This is a genomic window from Streptomyces sp. NPDC052107, assembly GCF_040680215.1.
Taxonomy (GTDB): Bacteria; Actinomycetota; Actinomycetes; order Streptomycetales; family Streptomycetaceae; genus Streptomyces.
In genome coordinates this window covers 1-16973 of sequence record NZ_JBFAWG010000112.1, presented here as the reverse complement: position 1 = coordinate 16973, position 16973 = coordinate 1, and the positions used below count along the sequence as shown (strand labels likewise).

17 protein-coding genes and 1 pseudogene are annotated in these 16973 nt (G+C 72.6%); 12 read left to right on the top strand and 6 right to left on the bottom strand.

Annotation, left to right across the window (positions count from 1 at the left end; translation table 11 throughout):
* Positions 1–232: 232 nt before the first annotated feature.
* Complete coding sequence (locus AB0M27_RS42270) at positions 233–871, top strand: GNAT family N-acetyltransferase (protein ID WP_365730615.1); 639 nt, start codon at positions 233–235, stop codon at positions 869–871.
* Positions 872–891: 20 nt separating this feature from the next.
* On the opposite strand, the gene AB0M27_RS42265 is transcribed toward AB0M27_RS42270, so the two are convergent.
* Together AB0M27_RS42265 and AB0M27_RS42260 are read right to left on the bottom strand one after the other, a co-directional pair.
* Positions 892–1578: a lipoprotein gene (locus AB0M27_RS42265; protein WP_365730619.1), complete on the bottom strand. Its 687-nt coding sequence runs from the start codon at positions 1576–1578 to the stop codon at positions 892–894.
* Between the two features lie 104 nt (positions 1579–1682).
* On the bottom strand, positions 1683–2627 hold the full coding sequence (locus tag AB0M27_RS42260; RefSeq protein ID WP_365730613.1) for a GNAT family N-acetyltransferase: 945 nt from the start codon (positions 2625–2627) through the stop codon (positions 1683–1685).
* Positions 2628–2730: 103 nt separating this feature from the next.
* Here AB0M27_RS42260 and AB0M27_RS42255 point away from each other — a divergent pair, with 103 nt between their 5' ends.
* From AB0M27_RS42255 to AB0M27_RS42245, 3 genes are all read left to right on the top strand, one after another.
* Positions 2731–3189 (top strand): NAD(P)H-dependent oxidoreductase, encoded by a 459-nt coding sequence (locus tag AB0M27_RS42255; protein WP_365730609.1) that lies wholly within the window; start codon positions 2731–2733, stop codon positions 3187–3189.
* Positions 3190–3509: 320 nt separating this feature from the next.
* Positions 3510–5678, top strand: a complete 2169-nt coding sequence (locus AB0M27_RS42250; protein WP_365730607.1) for an acetoacetate decarboxylase family protein — start codon at positions 3510–3512, stop codon at positions 5676–5678.
* A 36-nt stretch (positions 5679–5714) separates the two neighbouring features.
* Entirely contained in the window at positions 5715–5978 is a 264-nt protein-coding gene (locus tag AB0M27_RS42245) for a hypothetical protein (RefSeq protein WP_365730621.1), read from the top strand.
* Positions 5979–6187: 209 nt separating this feature from the next.
* On the opposite strand, the pseudogene AB0M27_RS42240 reads toward AB0M27_RS42245, so the two are convergent.
* From AB0M27_RS42240 to AB0M27_RS42230, 3 genes and pseudogenes are all read right to left on the bottom strand, one after another.
* A pseudogene (locus AB0M27_RS42240) lies at positions 6188–6382 on the bottom strand (SAM-dependent methyltransferase); the annotation flags it as partial.
* A 38-nt stretch (positions 6383–6420) separates the two neighbouring features.
* Positions 6421–7074, bottom strand: coding sequence for a GNAT family protein (locus AB0M27_RS42235; RefSeq protein ID WP_365730605.1), 654 nt, complete (start codon positions 7072–7074; stop codon positions 6421–6423).
* Between the two features lie 373 nt (positions 7075–7447).
* On the bottom strand, positions 7448–7963 hold the full coding sequence (locus AB0M27_RS42230) for an ATP-binding protein (protein WP_365730603.1): 516 nt from the start codon (positions 7961–7963) through the stop codon (positions 7448–7450).
* A 798-nt stretch (positions 7964–8761) separates the two neighbouring features.
* On the opposite strand from AB0M27_RS42230, the gene AB0M27_RS42225 reads away from it, so the two are divergent.
* The 5 genes from AB0M27_RS42225 (at position 8762) to AB0M27_RS42205 (ending at position 13669) form a co-directional block, all read left to right on the top strand.
* Positions 8762–9637, top strand: a complete 876-nt coding sequence (locus AB0M27_RS42225) for a helix-turn-helix transcriptional regulator (RefSeq protein WP_365730601.1) — start codon at positions 8762–8764, stop codon at positions 9635–9637.
* Between the two features lie 59 nt (positions 9638–9696).
* The gene (locus AB0M27_RS42220) at positions 9697–10512 is read left to right on the top strand and encodes an SAM-dependent methyltransferase (protein WP_365730599.1); all 816 of its coding nucleotides are present in this window, start codon (positions 9697–9699) and stop codon (positions 10510–10512) included.
* A gap of 118 nt (positions 10513–10630) precedes the next feature.
* Positions 10631–11116: an SRPBCC domain-containing protein gene (locus tag AB0M27_RS42215; protein WP_365730597.1), complete on the top strand. Its 486-nt coding sequence runs from the start codon at positions 10631–10633 to the stop codon at positions 11114–11116.
* A gap of 178 nt (positions 11117–11294) precedes the next feature.
* Positions 11295–11795, top strand: coding sequence for a hypothetical protein (locus tag AB0M27_RS42210; RefSeq protein ID WP_365730595.1), 501 nt, complete (start codon positions 11295–11297; stop codon positions 11793–11795).
* Between the two features lie 161 nt (positions 11796–11956).
* Positions 11957–13669: an RICIN domain-containing protein gene (locus AB0M27_RS42205; protein ID WP_365730617.1), complete on the top strand. Its 1713-nt coding sequence runs from the start codon at positions 11957–11959 to the stop codon at positions 13667–13669.
* A 51-nt stretch (positions 13670–13720) separates the two neighbouring features.
* Here the strand turns inward: AB0M27_RS42205 and AB0M27_RS42200 are convergent, their stop codons facing one another.
* Entirely contained in the window at positions 13721–14872 is a 1152-nt protein-coding gene (locus AB0M27_RS42200; RefSeq protein WP_365730593.1) for a PP2C family protein-serine/threonine phosphatase, read from the bottom strand.
* Between the two features lie 305 nt (positions 14873–15177).
* Between AB0M27_RS42200 and AB0M27_RS42195 the strand changes: the two genes are divergently transcribed.
* The 3 genes from AB0M27_RS42195 to AB0M27_RS42185 are packed head-to-tail and all read left to right on the top strand — an operon-like array spanning position 15178 to position 16873.
* Complete coding sequence (locus tag AB0M27_RS42195) at positions 15178–15864, top strand: hypothetical protein (protein WP_365730591.1); 687 nt, start codon at positions 15178–15180, stop codon at positions 15862–15864.
* Positions 15861–16139 (top strand): hypothetical protein, encoded by a 279-nt coding sequence (locus tag AB0M27_RS42190; protein ID WP_365730589.1) that lies wholly within the window; start codon positions 15861–15863, stop codon positions 16137–16139. Before AB0M27_RS42195 ends, AB0M27_RS42190 begins: the two co-directional genes overlap by 4 nt.
* Entirely contained in the window at positions 16136–16873 is a 738-nt protein-coding gene (locus AB0M27_RS42185; RefSeq protein WP_365730587.1) for a metallophosphoesterase, read from the top strand. Before AB0M27_RS42190 ends, AB0M27_RS42185 begins: the two co-directional genes overlap by 4 nt.
* The last annotated feature ends 100 nt before the right edge of the window (positions 16874–16973 follow it).

The window sequence follows — 16973 nt, the reverse complement described above, 5'->3', positions numbered from 1 at the left end:
GAGATCCGCCGGTTGATCGGGCACATCGTCATCACGCCCCGCCACCACACCAACGAACACCATCTGCACTGGTCACACTTCCGTAGACACAGCCAAGCCCGAGCCCGCCGTTCCCACTACAAACGTCGAGGCCACAACCCCCAGATGCGGTTGCAGTATTAGAGCGGTCCGTCAACGACGGCCTGTGAGAAGCGACTTGTGGGAGCGCTCCCAAAGACCCCAGGATGACACCATGCCCCCTCTCCCTCCCACCCCCGTCATCCGCCCCTACCACCCCGCCGACCGCGCCGCGGTGGCCGACGTCTGTGTCCGTACCGCGCACAACGGCGGCGACTCCCGCGCCCTCTACCCCGACGAGCGCCTGATGCCCGCGCTCTTCGCCGAGCCGTACTGTCACTTCGGCCCGGATCTCGCCTTCGTGCTGGACGACGGCACGGGCCGGGCCGTGGGCTACATCGTCGGCACGGCGGACACCGAGCGCTTCGTCGAGGACTTCCGCCGGACCTGGATCCCCCGGCTGGCCGACCGCTACCCGGCCCCGGAACCCACCGAGCCGCCCCGCACGCGCACCGCGGAGATGATCCGTCTCCTGCACCACCCGGAGCGCATGCTCGTCCCCGAACTCGCCGGTCATCCCGCCCATCTGCACATCGACCTGCTGCCGTCCTGGCATGGGCGGGGCCACGGCCGCCGGCTGATGCACACCTTCCTGAACGCCCTGCGCGGACAGGGCGTTCAGGCCGTCCATCTCGGCATGGTCACCGTCAACACCGCGGCCCGCGCCTTCTACGACCGCCTGGGCTTCCAGGAGATCCCGGTCGCGGACGCCGGCCCTCTCACCTACCTGGGCCGGTCCACGACCGTGGGCTGAGCGCCTCCGAGCGGTGGAGCTCAGGTCAACTGAAGCGTCTGCTTGGCGAGTTCGTAGGCGGGCCGCATCGCCTCGTGCTCCTCGGTGTCCATGCCGCCGAGGTGCAGGACGACCGGGCCGTCGGGCGTGCTGACCGCGAGCGCGGTCTCGGTCTTCGTCTCGTCCAGAAGCTTGCTGGTGTAGAGGTACTCGACCTCCACGCCGGTCACGCCGCTGGCGGTCCTGAAGGAGTGGTACTTCTCCGTGCTGACGTTGTCCTCGGCGGCGACGAACTCCCGCAGCACGCTGCCCGCGTCGGCCTTCCCCGCCCTGCCGGTCCACACGCGCAGGAAGCCGATGTTGCCCGCCGGCTTGGCGTCGATCTCGCAGGCCGCGGTAACCGGCCCCTGGCGCAGGAAGGCGTCGGCGAGCGACCCGCTCAGGTCGCCGTCAGAGCCCTTCGACGCCTTCGACAGCTCCGCCTCGGCGTCGATGGCCTTGGCCTTCCAGTCCTTGGCGATGTCGAAACGGACGGGCAGTTCGCAGGCCGAACCGGCCGCGCCGATCGAACCGCCGCTCGCTCTCGCCGTCCCCTTGGCCCCTTCGCCCTTGGCGGCCGGGGACGCGCTCGAGGTGTTCCTCCCGTCACCGTCCGCCGACTTCGCGCACCCGCCGAGCACGGCCGCAAGCGCCACCGCCACGACCACCGCGCCCCGCACGGACCCCACCCTGACCTGCACTCCCCGCTCCCCTCCTGTTCAGGGGCGCAACTGTAACCGAGGGCACCGACAACGCCGAACGCGTTTTCCGCGCAGTTCGCCTCGGCCCCCGGTCATTCGGTGAGGAGCGGCTTGCCGTAGACGGTGGAGCTGCGCTGGACCGTCATGCCCAGGCGCTCGTACAGCGAGAGCGCACCGGTGTCGGAGTGGGTCCACAGGGTGCAGGCCGGCCTGCCGCGGCGGTGGAAGGTGCGGAACGCCTCGTGCAGCAGCGTGCGGGCGATGCCCCGGTCGCGGTGGTCGCGCCGTACCGCGACCCGCTCGACGTATCCCTCGTCGTGGCCCGGAACGTCCAGCGACAGCACGGCCCCGACCAGTTGGCCGCCGGCGAAGGCGAGCGGTGACGCAGCGGGCAGGAACGTGGTGCGTTCGACGGAGTGCCGCGCCCATTCCGTGTAGGTCTTGCGCCGCGGCTGCCACTCGTCGAACGCGTCCTCGGTGAGCTGGTAGACGGCCTGTTCGTCGCCGTGCCGGAACGGCCGTACGGTGATGCCCGCCGGCGGATCGTGCACTTCCGGTTCGTGCGGCAGCGCGATCTGGAGCAGCCACTCGGTGACCAGCCGGGAGTACCCGCCGGCCCGCAGTAGCGCGGTCGCGGCGCCGTCGCCGTCGGGGACCGTCTGCGCGAGCCGGTCGCCGCCCGCTCGCCGGGCCCTGGTCTCGGTCCAGTCGAGCAGCGCACCGCCGAGCCCCCGGCCCTGGTGCCCGGGGTGCACATGAACCCTGGCCCGTCGCCCCTTCACCCAGCCGTAGCCGGCCGGCGCGCCCGTGCCGTCGTGCACGAGCACCGTGTCGTCCTGCGGCCGCAGACCGGGCAGGGTGAGTTCGGCGGTGATCCGGTCGGCCCCGGTGACGGCGCGGCCGTGCAGCGCGTGTTCGTACGTGGCGACGAGGCGGTGGATCGCGTCGACGTCGGCGGTGGTCGCCGGCCGCCACCGGTAGCCAGCCGGCAGCCGGTCCGGGCGGAATCCGGCCTCCGGTGCACCCGCTCTGGTCACGGCAGCCCCTCCCGTCCTCCCCGTGCACAGGCTCTACCCCGCAGCACCGGCCGCCACGCCCGCCGTTTGCGAGGCGCCGCGGGGGCACGGCAGGGTGCGGGGTGTGCCTACCTTGCTGATCGTCCATCACACCCCGTCGCCCAACTGCCAAGCTCTGTTCGAGGCCGTCGTCTCCGGCGCCACGACACCGGAGATCGAGGGCGTCCGCGTGGTCCGCCGGGCGGCTCTGTCCGCGACCGCCGCCGACGTGCTGGCGGCCGACGGCTATCTGCTCGGCACACCGGCGAACCTCGGGTACATGTCCGGCGCGCTGAAGCATTTCTTCGACCAGATCTACTACCCCTGCCTGGACGAGACCCGAGGCCGGCCGTTCGGTTACTACGTCCACGGCGGCAACGACGTCACCGGCGCCGTCCGCGCCATCGAGGCCGTCACCACCGGCCTCGGCTGGCGCCGCGCGGCCGACGCGGTGACGGTCACCGGCGAACCCGGCAAGGCCGACACGGAGGCGTGCTGGGAACTCGGGGCCACGGTCGCGGCGGGGTTGATGCCCGGGGCGTGAGTTGGGCGAGCGCCAGGCGAGCGCGGGGGCCCGCGGACGGCCACCGGAGTGATCTTCGTACGGTTACGCGCGGTCACCGGCGCGGGCAGAAGGCCCTGTAGACCGCTCTGTCCTCCTGCACATGCCGCGATCATGCGGCAGCCGTACGCCCGCGGCGCCCAGGCCCGGTGCGCGACATGCGCTCGGCGGGCGTCCGCTACCTGGACGGATCAAGGTGCGGGCCCGGTGTCCCTGGCCGAGGATGGGACCGGGGTCGCGCCCTCCGGCGTGGCTGAACCCTGTCATGTGTCGTCGTACGTCGTCGAACGAGGGAGCGTCGGATGCGAGCGGACGGCCACGCACCCGGACGGCCCGCGCGGGACGGTCAGGACGCCGGAGAGCTGCTGCGCCGGTGCGCACGCGACGTGGTGGACGTCGCCGAGGGCATCCGCGCGGTGTCCGCGCGCACCGGCACCGCGTTGTCCGCGCCGCCCCTGACCGCCTCCGCGCGCCGCCGTCCCCGTACCGGCCTCGCCGCCCAGTGGGCGCTTATGCGGGCCCTGACGAACAAGGAGGGCCTCGGCGGCCCGGCGACCAGCGCGCCGAAAGGCATGCGCCAGGTGCTCGACGCGGCCGGTGAGGTGCTGGGCCGGGAGAACGTGGCCGCGCGGGTCGCCGTCACCTCGCTGCGCCTGAGGATCGCCGCCCTGCTCGTCGACCACCCCGAGTTCGCACGCGACCCGGGCATGCGCCGGCTGATGGAGGCCGTCACCGCCGACCGCGACCTGGACGCCGTACGGGCCCTGCGCGCGCTCTTCCGGGACCAGGGCGCCCAGCGAGCCCTGTCCGGGCTGGCCCCGCTGATGGCCGAACTGCTCGCCGTCCGCGCCCTGCTGGACGAGGACCCGAAGAACGGCGAGACCGGCTGGGCGCCCGCGGCGGGGCGCGAGCCGGCCGCCGATCCGCCGCAGGGGATCAGCGCCTCGCAGCAGGCGCACACGGACCAGGAGCAGGGCGCGGCCGAGGCCGTCGACCTCACGGACCAGGAGAAGCAGTTCATCGCCACCGAGGGCTCGTTCCTCGGGTTTCTGCGCAACATCGAGGTGCTGTCCACCGACGGGCGGATCCTCGTGCAGAACGTGCGCGGTCCCGACGGTGTCGTCCGCTATGTCGTCCAGGCGCCCGGCATGACGCCGGGCCGGCCGCGCAGTCACTCCCCGCAGGACGTCGTCGGCGCCTGGCGGAACCTGTTCACGACCGACTCGCCCTACACCCGCTCGGTCCTGCTCGCCCTGGCGGACTACGGCATCCCGCGCGGCGCCGACCTCGCGCTGATCGGGCACGGCGAGGGCGGGATCGCGCTGATGAACCTCGCCCAGGACGAGGAGTTCTGCCGCACCTACCGGGTCACGCACGTCGTCGCCGTCGGCTCGCCGGTCGACACCATGAAGCCCGCCGACCCGCGCACCTGGGTCGCAGGCATCACCAACCAGCACGACATCGTTCCCGTGCCGGACGGCCGCAGGGCGGGCTCCCTGTTCGACCCGCACCCGCACTGGTACGCGGTCGACTACGCCGGGCCCACCCGCGAGTTCCCGCTGTGCCACATGCTCCGCGAGTACATCGAGCATCTGCGCACGGTGGTCCCCGAGGCCCGCGAGGACGTCGACGCGGCGCTCACGCCGTACCGCGGCCCGATCGTGCGCACCCAGGCCTACCAGCTCAAGGACCGCGCCCACCCGCCCGAGGGCTACCCGTTCCTCGCCCTGCCGACCACCTCGATCCCGACGACGGCCGGCCCGGTCGACGTGCCGGTGCGCTACTACGACTCCGCCGCCGCCCATCTCTGCTTCCCCGTCTCCGCCGACGCGGCGCGCGGCCTGCTGCCCGACGCCACCTGGCCGGCCCCGAGCCGGCTCGGCCGAGGGGCCCTCGCCGTGCTGTCGCTCTACGAGCACCGCTGTTCCACGATCGGCCCGTACACCGAGATCGCCCTGTCCCTCGTGGTCGACGACCTGTGGCGGCCGCGCCCGTACGACGTCGCCGCGGATCTGCTGCGCCGCGTCGACCTGCGCCGCACCGGCCGTTACGTCCTCTCCCTCGCCGTCACCAGCGACGAGGCCCGCGTGGTTGCCCGGGAGATCTGGGGCCAGCCCGCGATGCGGACCACCGCCGAGGCCGACCTGACGGGCCGGCGGATCGACGTCCGGTCCCGGGACCTCGGGCTCACCGTCGAGGGCCGGCTCGGACCGGGCATCCGCTGCCCGGAGGCCGACTGGATCCTCTACGGCCGCCGGGCAGCGAGCACCGTACGCACCCTGGTCCGCGCGCACGGCAGGCTGCGGCTGCACCGCGGCACCGGCGTGCGGCTGCGGCTGGACACCGCGGCGGCCGAACCCCTCGCCGGACAGCTGCGCCGGCTCGGCATCGACCGGGCCCGGCCCCGGTTCGTCCTGAGCTGCCCCCAGTTCCTGCTCCACCGCAGCGCCGGCGCCCTCCTGCCACGCTGAAACCCCTGCCCTTGCCCCAGTCGAGTGGGAGCCGCCATGGTGACCGAATCCCCCCGAGCGACCACGGCCTCGGCCGACGAACTACTCGCCCACGCCGCCACCCTGCGGGCCGACGCCGACCTCATGGACGGCTACGCCCGGCGGCTCCTGGCCACCGCGGCCACCCTGAGCGGCTGCCTGGCGGCACCCGACTGGAGCCGTCCCACCCTGAAGCGGCATGCCGCCGCCTGCACCACGGCGGCGAAGCAACTGCGCACCGCCGCCGAGGCGTTGGACACCCACGCACGCGCCGGGCACTGAGCCGTCCTCAGCGAAGCCGTTGCGTCCTCGAGGGTGGGAAGGGCGGCCATGGACACTCCTTTCGGGCGGCATTTCGCAGCATATGCGCACGTCAGGAGTCCGGCACGGCCGACCGCACCCGGCTCCGCCCGCCTCAGGCCCTGCAGGCCACCCCGGCATACACCGGCTGCTCCTGAAGGACCCGCATCCCCGGCTCGGGCTGCCGGCGCGTGGCCGGTACGACACCCGAACTCGCGGTTCGCCCAGGCCGTGTCCTTGACGCCCGGGAAGAGCTCCAGCACCCTGCCCGCGGCCTCGGCGTCCACGACGTAGTGGTCCTTGCCGTCCAGGAACCAGTCGTACATCCGCGCCGAGTGCGGCTTGCCGGTGTCGATCCGCCGCGGGCCGAATCCGGGGCCTGTCACGTCGGCTCTCCGTGAGGGGTGGAGTGATCGGGTGGTCGTCAGCGGCAGCGGAACGCCGCCGCGCTGTCGTGGCGGTGCCAGACGGCCTCGACCACACGGCCGTCGGGCAGGGTGTGCCGGGGCGGCCCCTCGTCCGGTACGAAGCCGGCCCGGGCCAGGGCCCGCCGGCTCGCGGTGTTCCCGGTCTCCGCACCCGCCCGGACCGTGCTCAGTCCGGCATGGGTGTGCGCAAGAGCCACGCCCGCGCGGAACAACTCCGCGCCCAGGCCCTGGCCACGGCAGGCCGGCGCCAGCCAGCCGCCCATCTCGCCCGTGCGGTGCTCCAGTTCGAGGGCGCCGGCATAGCCGAGGTCCGACCTGCGCACGCAGACGAGCAGCAGGGGATCGTCCGGGCCGGGTGCGTACGGCTGGGCCAGCATCCGGGGCACCTGGCGGCCGTCGTCCCCGGCCGGCCGCCAGGCGAGCAGGGCCTTGCGGGTGCCGGGGTCGGGCAGGACATGGTCCGCCTGGGTGCCGAGCCAGCGCTGCGCCTCGGCATCGGCGCAGGCGGCGAGGGCCGCGGCCACGTCCAGCCGGGTCCGGGGCGTGAACAGCAGCAGCCGCTCGGTGGCCAGGGCATGCCGGCCCGCCTCGGGCCCGCACCGCCCGGGCAGGGGAAGGCCGGCCGTGGCGGCCCGCCTCCGGCGGATCACCGACCAGACCATGCACACCCCCGACGGAACGGCCCGCGCGACGACCAAGGAACCCGTACGGACCCGGGCCCCGAGGGATGCGGACGACCCGCACCGGCGGCGAATGTACCGGGGTTCGGGGGCAGGTGGGGTGTGGGTGGGGGTGGTTTTGGGACGGGGGAGTGAAATGGCGGAGCGGCGGGGCGGTCGGGGTCAGCCGGCCTGCTCCTGGGAGCCCGGCTTGGGGCGGGTGCGGGTCCAGGACGGGTCGGCGGACGGGGCCGGGCTGGGGGAGACGGGGTGCCTGGCGGTGTGCATGGCGGTGTGCATGTGCATCCTTCGGACTGGTGGGGGATGGTCCGTGGTGGTCGAGTCGGGCGCGGTGGCCGTGGTGTCAGTCGCGGTCGGACTGCAGCTCCGCCCAGACGACTTGGGCGGGCCGGCCGGACAGCGGCATCACGCCCCAGTCACGGCTCAGCGCGTCGACCAGCAGGAGCCCGCGCCCGTGCTGGTCGTCCGGTCCGGCGCGCAGCGCCGCCGGCAGCGTGGGGCCGCCGTCCTGGTCCTCGACCTCGATCCGTATCCGGTCCGCCGTACCGTGCAGCCGGCAGGCGATCCGCTCACCGGCCGCGTGCACGAGCGCGTTCGTGACCAGCTCCGAGGTCACCAGGACCGCGTCGTCCCGGGTGCCGACCGGCACACCCCAGGCGGTCAGCAGGTCCCGTACGACACGCCGGGCCGTGCCGACGGCCGCCGGCTGCGCGGGCAGGTCGAACGCGGCGGCGGAGCGGGGAAGCGGGTCCCCGGAGGCGAGCCGGTCGGGGCCGAGAGGCCCAGGGAGTCGACCGAGGCGCCCGCCTCCGGGTGGTCTCAGAACACCGGCCGGGACCGGCGGTCGGCACGGGGGCATCAGGGTGCCCGGGGCGGGGCGTGGGCCCTCCTCGGTGTCGTCCGCGGCGGGATGTAGCTGGTCTCCGGAGTCCGCGGCGGGATGTGAGTGGCCCTCGGAGTCGTCCGCGGCTCGGTCCGGGACGTCCGCCCTGTCCGGCGCCGGGCGTGGCTGATCCGTGCTGTCCAGGATCCGGGTTGGCCGGTTTGCGCTGTCCAGCGGTGGGTGTGGCTGGTCCGTACCGTCCGGCGCCGCGTGTGGCTGGTCCGTGTTGTCCTGAGCCCGATCCGACCGGCTCTCGCCGTCCGGCATCAGGGGTGCTCGGTCCGCGTCGGTGGGGGACCGGTGCGGGTGCTGTACGGAGGCGGGGGTGCGGTCCGGGCGGTCCCCGGACCGGTTCTGGCGGGGTACCGCCGGCAGGCGTGACGGGCCGGGAGGCAGGGGTGTTCGGGCGGGGCTCCGGTTCTCGGGTGGATGGTGGAGCGGTCGGGGGAGGGAGGGCGGAGCCATCGCCGTGCGCCTTTCGTCCGGCCTCGCGTGGGGGGTTGCCGTGTCGGGCCGACCGCACGCAGCAGACGACACGCCTCCCACGAGGCCTTACTGCGGCCCGGTCTCCCCCAACCCGGCCGCGCCGCCTGCTCCTTGGGTCGGCCGGAGCAGTGGATCCACTGTCGCACCCGCCAACAACGCTCCGCAACCGGCAAGTTGAAATTTGCAAGTGGCGAAGTGCATGCTGCTCCGGCCTGAACGTGATCGAATGGGCCCGCGAGAGCGACCGTGTGCGACGGTGTTCCTGTGACCTGGTGAGGGGGTGGGGGCATGACCGCGGAGACCGACTGGGGCGGCGCCCCCTCCGTCCTGCGCATGATCCTCGGCCGGCAACTGGAGGAGCTGCGGATCCGAGCCGGCCTCAGCTACGCCGACGCGGGCGCCGCCATCGGCGTCAGCCACTCCACCATCCGCCGCATGGAGGCCGCCAAGGTCGCCCGGCTGCGCCTCGCGGACGCCGAGAAACTGCTCCAGGTCTACGGCGTCGCCGACCGGGACGAGATCGACACCTTCCTGAAGTCCGTGCGGGAGGCCAACAAGCGCGGCTGGTGGCACACCTATCGCGATGTGATGCCCGACTGGTTCGCCGCGTATCTCAGCCTGGAACAGGCCGCGTTGCAGATCCGCGCGTACGAGAACCAGTTCGTGCACGGCCTGTTGCAGACCGAGGACTATGCCCGCGCCCTGCTCGGCGCCGAGAACCCGCACGTCTCCGCCGAGGCCACCGAGCGCCGGGTCGCGCTGCGTATGCGCCGCCAGGAACTGCTGGCCCGCGAGTCACCGCCGCGGGTGTGGGTGGTGATGGACGAGACGGCGCTGCGCTGGCCGGTCGGCGGACCGGAGGTGATGCGGGCGCAGATCGACCACCTCGTCGAGGTCAACCGGCTGCCCCAGGTGACCCTGCAGCTCATGCCGTTCGCCAACGGCCCGCACCCGGCGATGCGGGCGGGCGCCTACCACCTCTTCCGGTTCCGGGCCCGCGAACTGCCCGACATCGTGTACCTCAACGGCCTGGTCGGGGCCCTCTACCTCGACAAGGCCGACGACGTCGTGGTGTACCGGGAGGCGCTGGACCGGCTCGGCGCCCAGGCCGCGCCCGCGAGGAAGACCGAGGCCCTGCTCGCCGCGATCCGCAGGGAGTTGTGACACCCCCTCCGCACCCCCGTCCGCGAGTCCCCGACCCCCTCGACCGAATGGAGAACGGCGTGTCCGACAACGGATGGCCGGCCGACCGGATCGACACCGAGAATGCCCACTCCGCCCGCATCTACGACTACATCCTCGGCGGCAAGGACTACTACCCCGCCGACAAGGAGGCCGGTGACGCCATGTCCCGGGAGTGGCCCGCGCTCCCGGTCCACATGCGCGCCAACCGCGACTGGATGAACCGTGCCGTGCGCTGGCTCGCCGAGGAGGCGGGCATGCGCCAGTTCCTGGACATCGGCACCGGCATCCCCACCTCGCCCAACCTGCACGAGATCGCCCAGGCCGTGGCGCGCGAGTCCCGGGTCGTCTACGTCGACAACGACCCGATCGTCCTCACCCTCTCCCAGGGCCTGCTGGCCAGCTCGCCCGAGGGCCGTACCTCCTACATCGAGGCCGACTTCCGCGACCCGGCGGCCATCCTGGACGCCCCGGAGCTGCGCGAGACCCTGGACCTGGACAAGCCCGTCGCGCTCACCGTCATCGCCATCGTCCACTTCATGCTGGACGAGGACGACGCGGTCGGTGTCGTACGCCGGTTGCTGGAGCCGCTGCCCTCGGGCAGCTATGTGGCGATGTCCATCGGCACCGCCGAGTTCGCGCCCGAGGAGGTGGGTCGCGTCGCCCGCGAGTACGCGGCCCGCAACATGCCGATGCGGCTGCGCACCCTCGACGAGGCCCATGAGTTCTTCGAGGGCCTTCAGCTGGTCGAGCCGGGCATCGTCCAGGTCCACAAGTGGCATCCCGACGGCACCGGAGAGCGCGACATCCGCGACGAGGACATCGCGATGTACGGCGCGGTCGCCCGTAAGCCCTGACACACCGACGGCAGGCCCCGACAGACCAGGGGCCGGGGTCCGCACCCACCTCCCGGACCCCGGCCCCGCCCCTTTCCGTACGGCGGTCGGGAGGCTGCCGGGCCGGTAGCGTGGGCCCATGTACGCCACCCGAGTCTCCCGGCGCGTGCAGGCACCGCCGCACGCCGTCTACCGGGCCCTGACCGACGCCGACGCGATCGCGGCCTGGCGCTTCCCGGCCGGCATGACCGCCCGCGTCCACACCTTCGACGCCCGGGAGGGCGGTACCTTCCGGGTCTCCCTGACCTACGACGACGCGTCCGCCACGGGCAAGTCGGGCGGTCACACGGACACCTATCACGGCCATTTCGCCAGACTCGTGCCCGATGCACTGGTGGTGGAGGTGTTCGAGTTCGAGACAGACGACGACTCCGTGCGCGGCACCATGACCATGACGACCACGCTCACCGCGGCCGACAGGGGCACGGACGTGGAGATCCTGCACGAGGGCATCCCCGACGAGGTCCCCCGCGAGGACAACGAACTGGGCACCCGCATGGCCCTCGACAACCTCGCCCGGCTCGTCGAGGGACCGCACGCCCGCCGGCCGTCCGAGGCGGAATGACCGAAAGGACGCGGAAAAGCGACCGGAATTCGGCACAACCATCCGGCTGCCTCATGTTCCGGGAACGGAGTGGGAAAAAGCCGAGAGAAAGCGGAACCGGTGCGAGGGAAATGAGGTCTTAAAGTCCGTCGACGGCCGGGATCAGTCCGGTCGTACCGAAACCGGGGGAATGGGACCTATGTCCGTCCGCAGTCGCAAGACCCTGATCACCGCCGTCGCCCTCACCGGCGGTCTCACCCTGGCCGCCGTGACGCCCGCCCTCGCGGGCGCCGGCCCGAGCCGCACCACCCGTGCCGCCGCCGTGTCCTCCGCCCAGGGCGACCCGCGCAACGTCAGCCAGCACGTGGCCGACTTCTATGGCGCCTACATCGACGCCGTCTGGTCCATCGACGACAAGTCCGCCGGTGACGCCGCCAAGGCGCTGCGTGCCTTCTACCTCTCCGCCGCCGCGCAGAGGAAAGTCGCCGCCTTCGAGAAGAAGGAGCACGCCGACGGCATCCTCTTCGCGCAGAACGTGCCGGTGAAGTGGAAGGTGGCCTACACCGGTTCCGGCGCCGGCCACGCCACCAGCCGGGTCACCCTCATCTGGAGCGACGGGCCGCACGCCGAGGTCAGCAAGATCGACGTCCAGTCCGAACTGAAGACCCTGAAGATCACCGACCTCAAGTCGGTCCGCTGACCGGGGGGCGTGCGGTCCCGCCCCGCCCCCACTCGGGGCGGGGCTCACGCCTGCCCAACGGGCGTGCCGGACGGGCCGGTCGAGGAACTGGGCATTGACGCGAGGGCAGTTGAAGGCGGTGGCTGTGTGTCGCTGTGACTAACCTGTGCCCCGTGAAACACATGTTCGGGCGCCTACGGCGCCTTCTCCTCGCCCCGCTCGGCGCGGCGGCCCTGGCCGCGACCGTGCTGCTGCCCGCACAGTCGGCCCACGCGGCCGACGGCCTCGCCCCCTTCACCGCGGACTTCACGCTGACCCGTGTGGACGGCGACAAGTCCGGCCTGATCTCCTCGGCCGAGTCCGCCGGCGTGGCCCGGGCCTCCGTCACCGATGTGCTGAACTCCCGTACGGGCCGGCCTGCCCTGTGCCACGGCACCGGGCTGAACGGCGCGCTCAAGTACGACGGCTTCTGCTGGGACGACGCCGACGACCGCACCGGCTACACCGACCGGGACTCCTCCGGCACTCTGGTCGGCGGCTGGATGCCGCAGGGCTTCACCGGCTCGCACGACGCCACCGCCGACGGCCTGTACGCGGGCCGGCATCTGTACATCGCCTCCTGGTACCTCGGGAAATACGTCAAGGACGACCCCGCCAGCCCGTACGAGTCGTACACCCGCATCTCCATCGCACAGTCGACCGGCGACCAGGTGAGTTACGGCCATGTGGCCCTCGTGGAGCCGGTCCAGGGCAACTTCAAGGAGCTGGCCTACACGTCGCACGCCGACGGCATCGCCTGGTACGGCGACCGGCTCTTCGTGGCCAACGGGGTCGAACTGCAGGTGTACGACCTCTCGCACCTGTGGAGCATGAACGACACCACCGGCTCGGCCACCGGACTGAGCGGCGGCGACGGCCGGACCTCGGCCCGCTACCACCGCTGGGCACTGCCGCTGGTGGCGCGCTACACCACGAAGCCGGACGTCACTGCGGACACCGACAGCCAGCCGTTCCCGGGCGGCAACCCGAGGGCCTGCGGCCCCGGCAACGGCGTGCTGTGCCTGAGCAGCCTCAGCATCGACCGGTCCTCCGGCACGCCCACCCTGGTGTCGGTGGAGAACCGCACCACCGGCGGCGCCCGGATCGTCCGCTGGCCGCTGTCCCAGCTCGGCACGGACCTGCCGACCCGCGTGTCGTCATACAGCACGGGCTACACCACGCCCGTGTACAACGTGCAGGGCACGGCCACCGACGGCGAGAACTACTACATGAGCGGCGACTGCCCCGACTACTGGCCGTCGGGCTTCTCCTGCATCCATGTGGCCCGGCCCGGCGAGGCCCCGCACGTCCTCACCCAGGCGCCGTGGCTGACCGAGAGCCTGTCCTGGGACCCGCACGCGGGGCGGCTGTGGGGGCTGAACGAGGCGCTGGAGGACTCGGCCGGGCCGCACCGGGTGGTCTTCTCGATCGACCCCGGCGCGGGCAAGGCGGTCGACGGCTGGGGCTGGATGTCCAACTTCAACAAGCCCGGCTTCGTCTGCGCCACGCCCCAGGGCGACGGCACCGCCAACGGCACGATCGTCACCGTCTGGCACTGCACCGGGGCCGAGAGCCAGCGCTGGGCCTATGTCGACGGGCGTCTGGTGAACAAGGCGAGCGGCAAGTGCCTGACCCCGCAGGGTGACGCCGAGGGCACGGACGGGGCCGTCCTGACCCTGTGGACCTGCAACAGCTCCGCGACCTCGCAACTCTTCGGCCCGGACGGCAACACGATCACCAACCGGCTCGGCAAGGCGATCACCCCGAAGGGCGACTCGCTCGCCGACGGCACGTGGCTGACGTTGTGGACGAAGAGCGGGGCCGATGCGCAGCAGTGGAGAGTGCAGGGCTTCTGAGCGTGCACGGCCTCCGCCCGTCCAGGGCCGTCCGGCGGGTGCCGGCCGCCCTCACGCGTGCCGGAAGCCGTTCGCGCCGGCGACCCGGCCGTGGTGGCGGCGTCGGTCGACCGCCGTGCGGTGCAGCGCGATCAGCGCGGCGTCGTCGTCCAGCCGGCCCCCGGCATGAGTGAGCAGGTCGCGCCGCACATGGTGCATCAGCGCCTCGGGGGCGTCGTCCGTCCAGAGCGCGGCCCGTTCGGTGAGCGGATAGAACCGGCCGCGGGCGTCCCGGGCCTCCACCACGCCGTCGGTGTACAGGAGCAGGGTGTCACCGGGCTCGAAGGAGAACACGTCCAGCGTGTGTTCGGTGTTGCCGTGCACCCCGAGCGGCGGGGACGGGTGCAGGCTCGGGACCGTGACGGCGTGGCCGGGGCTCAGCAGCAGCGGCGGCGGATGGCCGCAACTGGTCATCCGGGTCACCGGGTCCCGGTCCGGGATCTCCACCAGCAGCGCGGTGGCGAACCGCTCGCCCGCCTCCTCCGGCGGGTCCAGGTCCGCCGCGTAACGGGTGACACTCTGCTCCAGCAGGGCGGCCAGTTCCTCGAGCGGGACGTGCCGGTGGGCGCTCTCCCGGAAGGCGCCCAGCAGCAGCGCGGCCTCACCGATCGCGGGCAGCCCCTTGCCGCGCACGTCACCGATCAGGACGCGTACCGCGCCGTCGCACCGGGTCGCCGCGTACAGGTCGCCGCCGATCTGCGCCTCGTCCTCCGCCGCCAGGTACAGCGTGGCGATCCGCAGCGGGCCGATCTGCTCGGGCAGCGGCCACATCAGGACGTGCTGCGCGGCCTCGGCGACCGTGCGGACCTGGGCCAGCTGGGCCTGCCGGCGCTCCCGCAGGGCGCTGTAGAGCACCAGCGTCACCGTCAGCACCGCGAGCGTGATGATCTGCACGACGTGGTTCGACGTGCCGATCCCGCCGTGGGTGAAGCCGATCAGGATCTGTGCGGCCAGTGCCAGCGCTCCGACGGCCGCCGTGGTCCGTGGCCCGGCGAAGGAAGGGGTGATCGCGGGGGCGATCACCAGGGCTGGGCCCAGGTGCACGTTGGTGGGGGTCTGCACGTCCACCACCGTGATCACCACGATGAGCGTGATCGGGAGCAGCAGCAGAGCGTGCACCGACTGCCACGGCTGCCGCGAACCCGCTCTGGGCCAGGGCGTCATTCTTCCAGCGTGCTCCAGGGCCGGACACGATGCACGCCCGTGCGGACACAGGCCGACGACGCGGCAACCGGTGAGACGGTGAGACGGTACGGAGCAGGGGCGGCCGAGTGCTGATCATGCCGGCACCGCAGTCCCGCCTCTTGCCGCGGAGAGATCCTCACCGTCGGTTCCCGCTGGTCGCGGACGACCGGGCCGCCGGGAACCGCCCGACCGTGCGCCGTGTCGGTGCGATCGCGTCGGGTACCCGTACGGCCCCTGGGTCCGGACCGGCCGACCCGGGCCCCGGGGCCGCGAACGGAGCCGCCATGACACACAACGGGGAGGACACCGCTCCCCTCCGGCGACCGGAGGTCACCGAGCTCCGCCTCGCCACGGGCGGACCGGACCAGCCCACCGGGTCCGGACCTGGACAGCCGGACCTGCCGCAGGACCGCAGCCAGGCGATCCTGGAGGCCACCAAGCAGATCGGCGCCCTGCTCAAACGCGCCGGCCACCGCTTCGCGCTCGCCGGCAGCGTGGCCGTGTACGCCCACGGCGGCAGCCGCTACCTCCAGCACGACGCCGACTTCTGCGTGCTGCGGGACGAGGCCGAGGCGGTGGCCGGGACCCTGCGCGAGGCCGGCCTGCCCATCCGGACCCCGCCCGAGGACTGGCTGCTGAAGACCACCTGCCGCGGGCAGAACATCGACATCATCTTCGCCCTCGCGCACCAGCCCGTCACCGAGGAGATGCTCGACCGCGCCCATGTCCTGCCGGTCGACTCGGTGCTGATGCCAGTCCTCTCCCCGACCGACCTGATGCACAGCCTGATCAGCGCCTTCTCGGAGCACTACTGCGATTTCGGGGCCGTCCTGCCGGTGGCCCGCGCCGTCCGCGAGAAGGTCGACTGGGACGAGCTCCGGGTGGCCTGCGGCGACCAGCCCATGCCGGCCGCCTTCCTCTTCCTCCTCGAACGGCTGAACGTGATCGACCCCCAGGAGGGGCAGCCATGACCGACACGAGCCCGCCGCCCCCGCAGGCCGCCGGCAACCTGGACTACCGCGTCGCCCACTTCGCCGAGCGCCTGGCCACCGGTGACCTCGGGGAACTCGGCGTACGGCTGGAGCTGCGCGGCGACGCCATCCTGCTGACCGGCACCGTGCCGTCCACCCAGTGCCGGGACGAGATCTGCCACATGGCACGCGAAGAACTGGCGGGGCACCCCGTCCACTGCGACATCCTCGTCGCCGGGACCTCCTCGCCCGACCACGGAGAGGACCTGACATGATCCGCGTCGCGGCCGTCGGGGACATCCACATGAGCCCCGAGAGCCAGGGCACACTGCGCTCCTCCTTCGAGACGCTGCGCGAGTGCGCCGACGTCCTGCTGCTCGCCGGCGACCTCACCCGGCACGGCACCGCCGAGGAGGCCGCGGTCGTCGCACGGGAGATCAAGGACCTCGGTGTGCCGGTCGTCGCCGTCCTGGGCAACCACGACCACCACGACGAACGGCCCGAGGAGGTCACCGCGATCCTGCAGGACGCCGGGGCCCACGTCCTGGAGGGAGAGGCCGCCGTGGTGGGCACCGGCGAGACCCGGATCGGGGTCGCCGGGACGAAGGGCTTCGGCGGCGGATTCGTCGGACGCTGCGCCGGGGAATTCGGCGAACCCCTCATGAAGGAGTTCGTCCGCTACAGCCGCCGGTGCGCCGACGGTCTGCACGCCGCCCTGAAGGACCTGGCCGACCGCAACTGTGACGTCCGGATCGCCCTGACCCACTTCTCGCCCGTTCCGGACACCCTCGCCGGGGAGCCGCAGGAGATCTATCCGTTCCTCGGCAGCTATCTGCTCGCAGAGGCGATCGACACCGCCGGCGCCGACCTCGCCGTGCACGGGCACGCCCACGCGGGCACCGAGCACGGCATGACCAGCGGCGGCGTCCGCGTACGGAACGTGGCCCAGCCGGTCATCGGGCAGGCCTTCCACGTGTACAACCTGTCGGGCCACGAGCAGCACGCGTAGGGGTGAGCGTCTCTGATTGGCTTAGCGAGCCTGAGCGTTGCTCAGCCTTGGGAGCCAATCGCCTTCGTGCCCTGGTACTGAACGACAGGAGCCGCCAGCC

Excerpts from the sequence above, each read along its gene's own strand:
- AB0M27_RS42270 (WP_365730615.1), top strand. The coding sequence starts at position 233 with ATGCCCCCTCTCCCTCCCACCCCCGTCATCCGCCCCTACCACCCCGCC.
- AB0M27_RS42250 (WP_365730607.1), top strand. The coding sequence starts at position 3,510 with ATGCGAGCGGACGGCCACGCACCCGGACGGCCCGCGCGGGACGGTCAG.
- AB0M27_RS42245 (WP_365730621.1), top strand. The coding sequence starts at position 5,715 with ATGGTGACCGAATCCCCCCGAGCGACCACGGCCTCGGCCGACGAACTA.
- AB0M27_RS42230 (WP_365730603.1), bottom strand. The coding sequence starts at position 7,963 with ATGCCCCCGTGCCGACCGCCGGTCCCGGCCGGTGTTCTGAGACCACCC.
- AB0M27_RS42225 (WP_365730601.1), top strand. The coding sequence starts at position 8,762 with ATGACCGCGGAGACCGACTGGGGCGGCGCCCCCTCCGTCCTGCGCATG.
- AB0M27_RS42215 (WP_365730597.1), top strand. The coding sequence starts at position 10,631 with ATGTACGCCACCCGAGTCTCCCGGCGCGTGCAGGCACCGCCGCACGCC.
- AB0M27_RS42210 (WP_365730595.1), top strand. The coding sequence starts at position 11,295 with ATGTCCGTCCGCAGTCGCAAGACCCTGATCACCGCCGTCGCCCTCACC.
- AB0M27_RS42205 (WP_365730617.1), top strand. The coding sequence starts at position 11,957 with ATGTTCGGGCGCCTACGGCGCCTTCTCCTCGCCCCGCTCGGCGCGGCG.
- AB0M27_RS42200 (WP_365730593.1), bottom strand. The coding sequence starts at position 14,872 with ATGACGCCCTGGCCCAGAGCGGGTTCGCGGCAGCCGTGGCAGTCGGTG.
- AB0M27_RS42195 (WP_365730591.1), top strand. The coding sequence starts at position 15,178 with ATGACACACAACGGGGAGGACACCGCTCCCCTCCGGCGACCGGAGGTC.
- AB0M27_RS42190 (WP_365730589.1), top strand. The coding sequence starts at position 15,861 with ATGACCGACACGAGCCCGCCGCCCCCGCAGGCCGCCGGCAACCTGGAC.
- AB0M27_RS42185 (WP_365730587.1), top strand. The coding sequence starts at position 16,136 with ATGATCCGCGTCGCGGCCGTCGGGGACATCCACATGAGCCCCGAGAGC.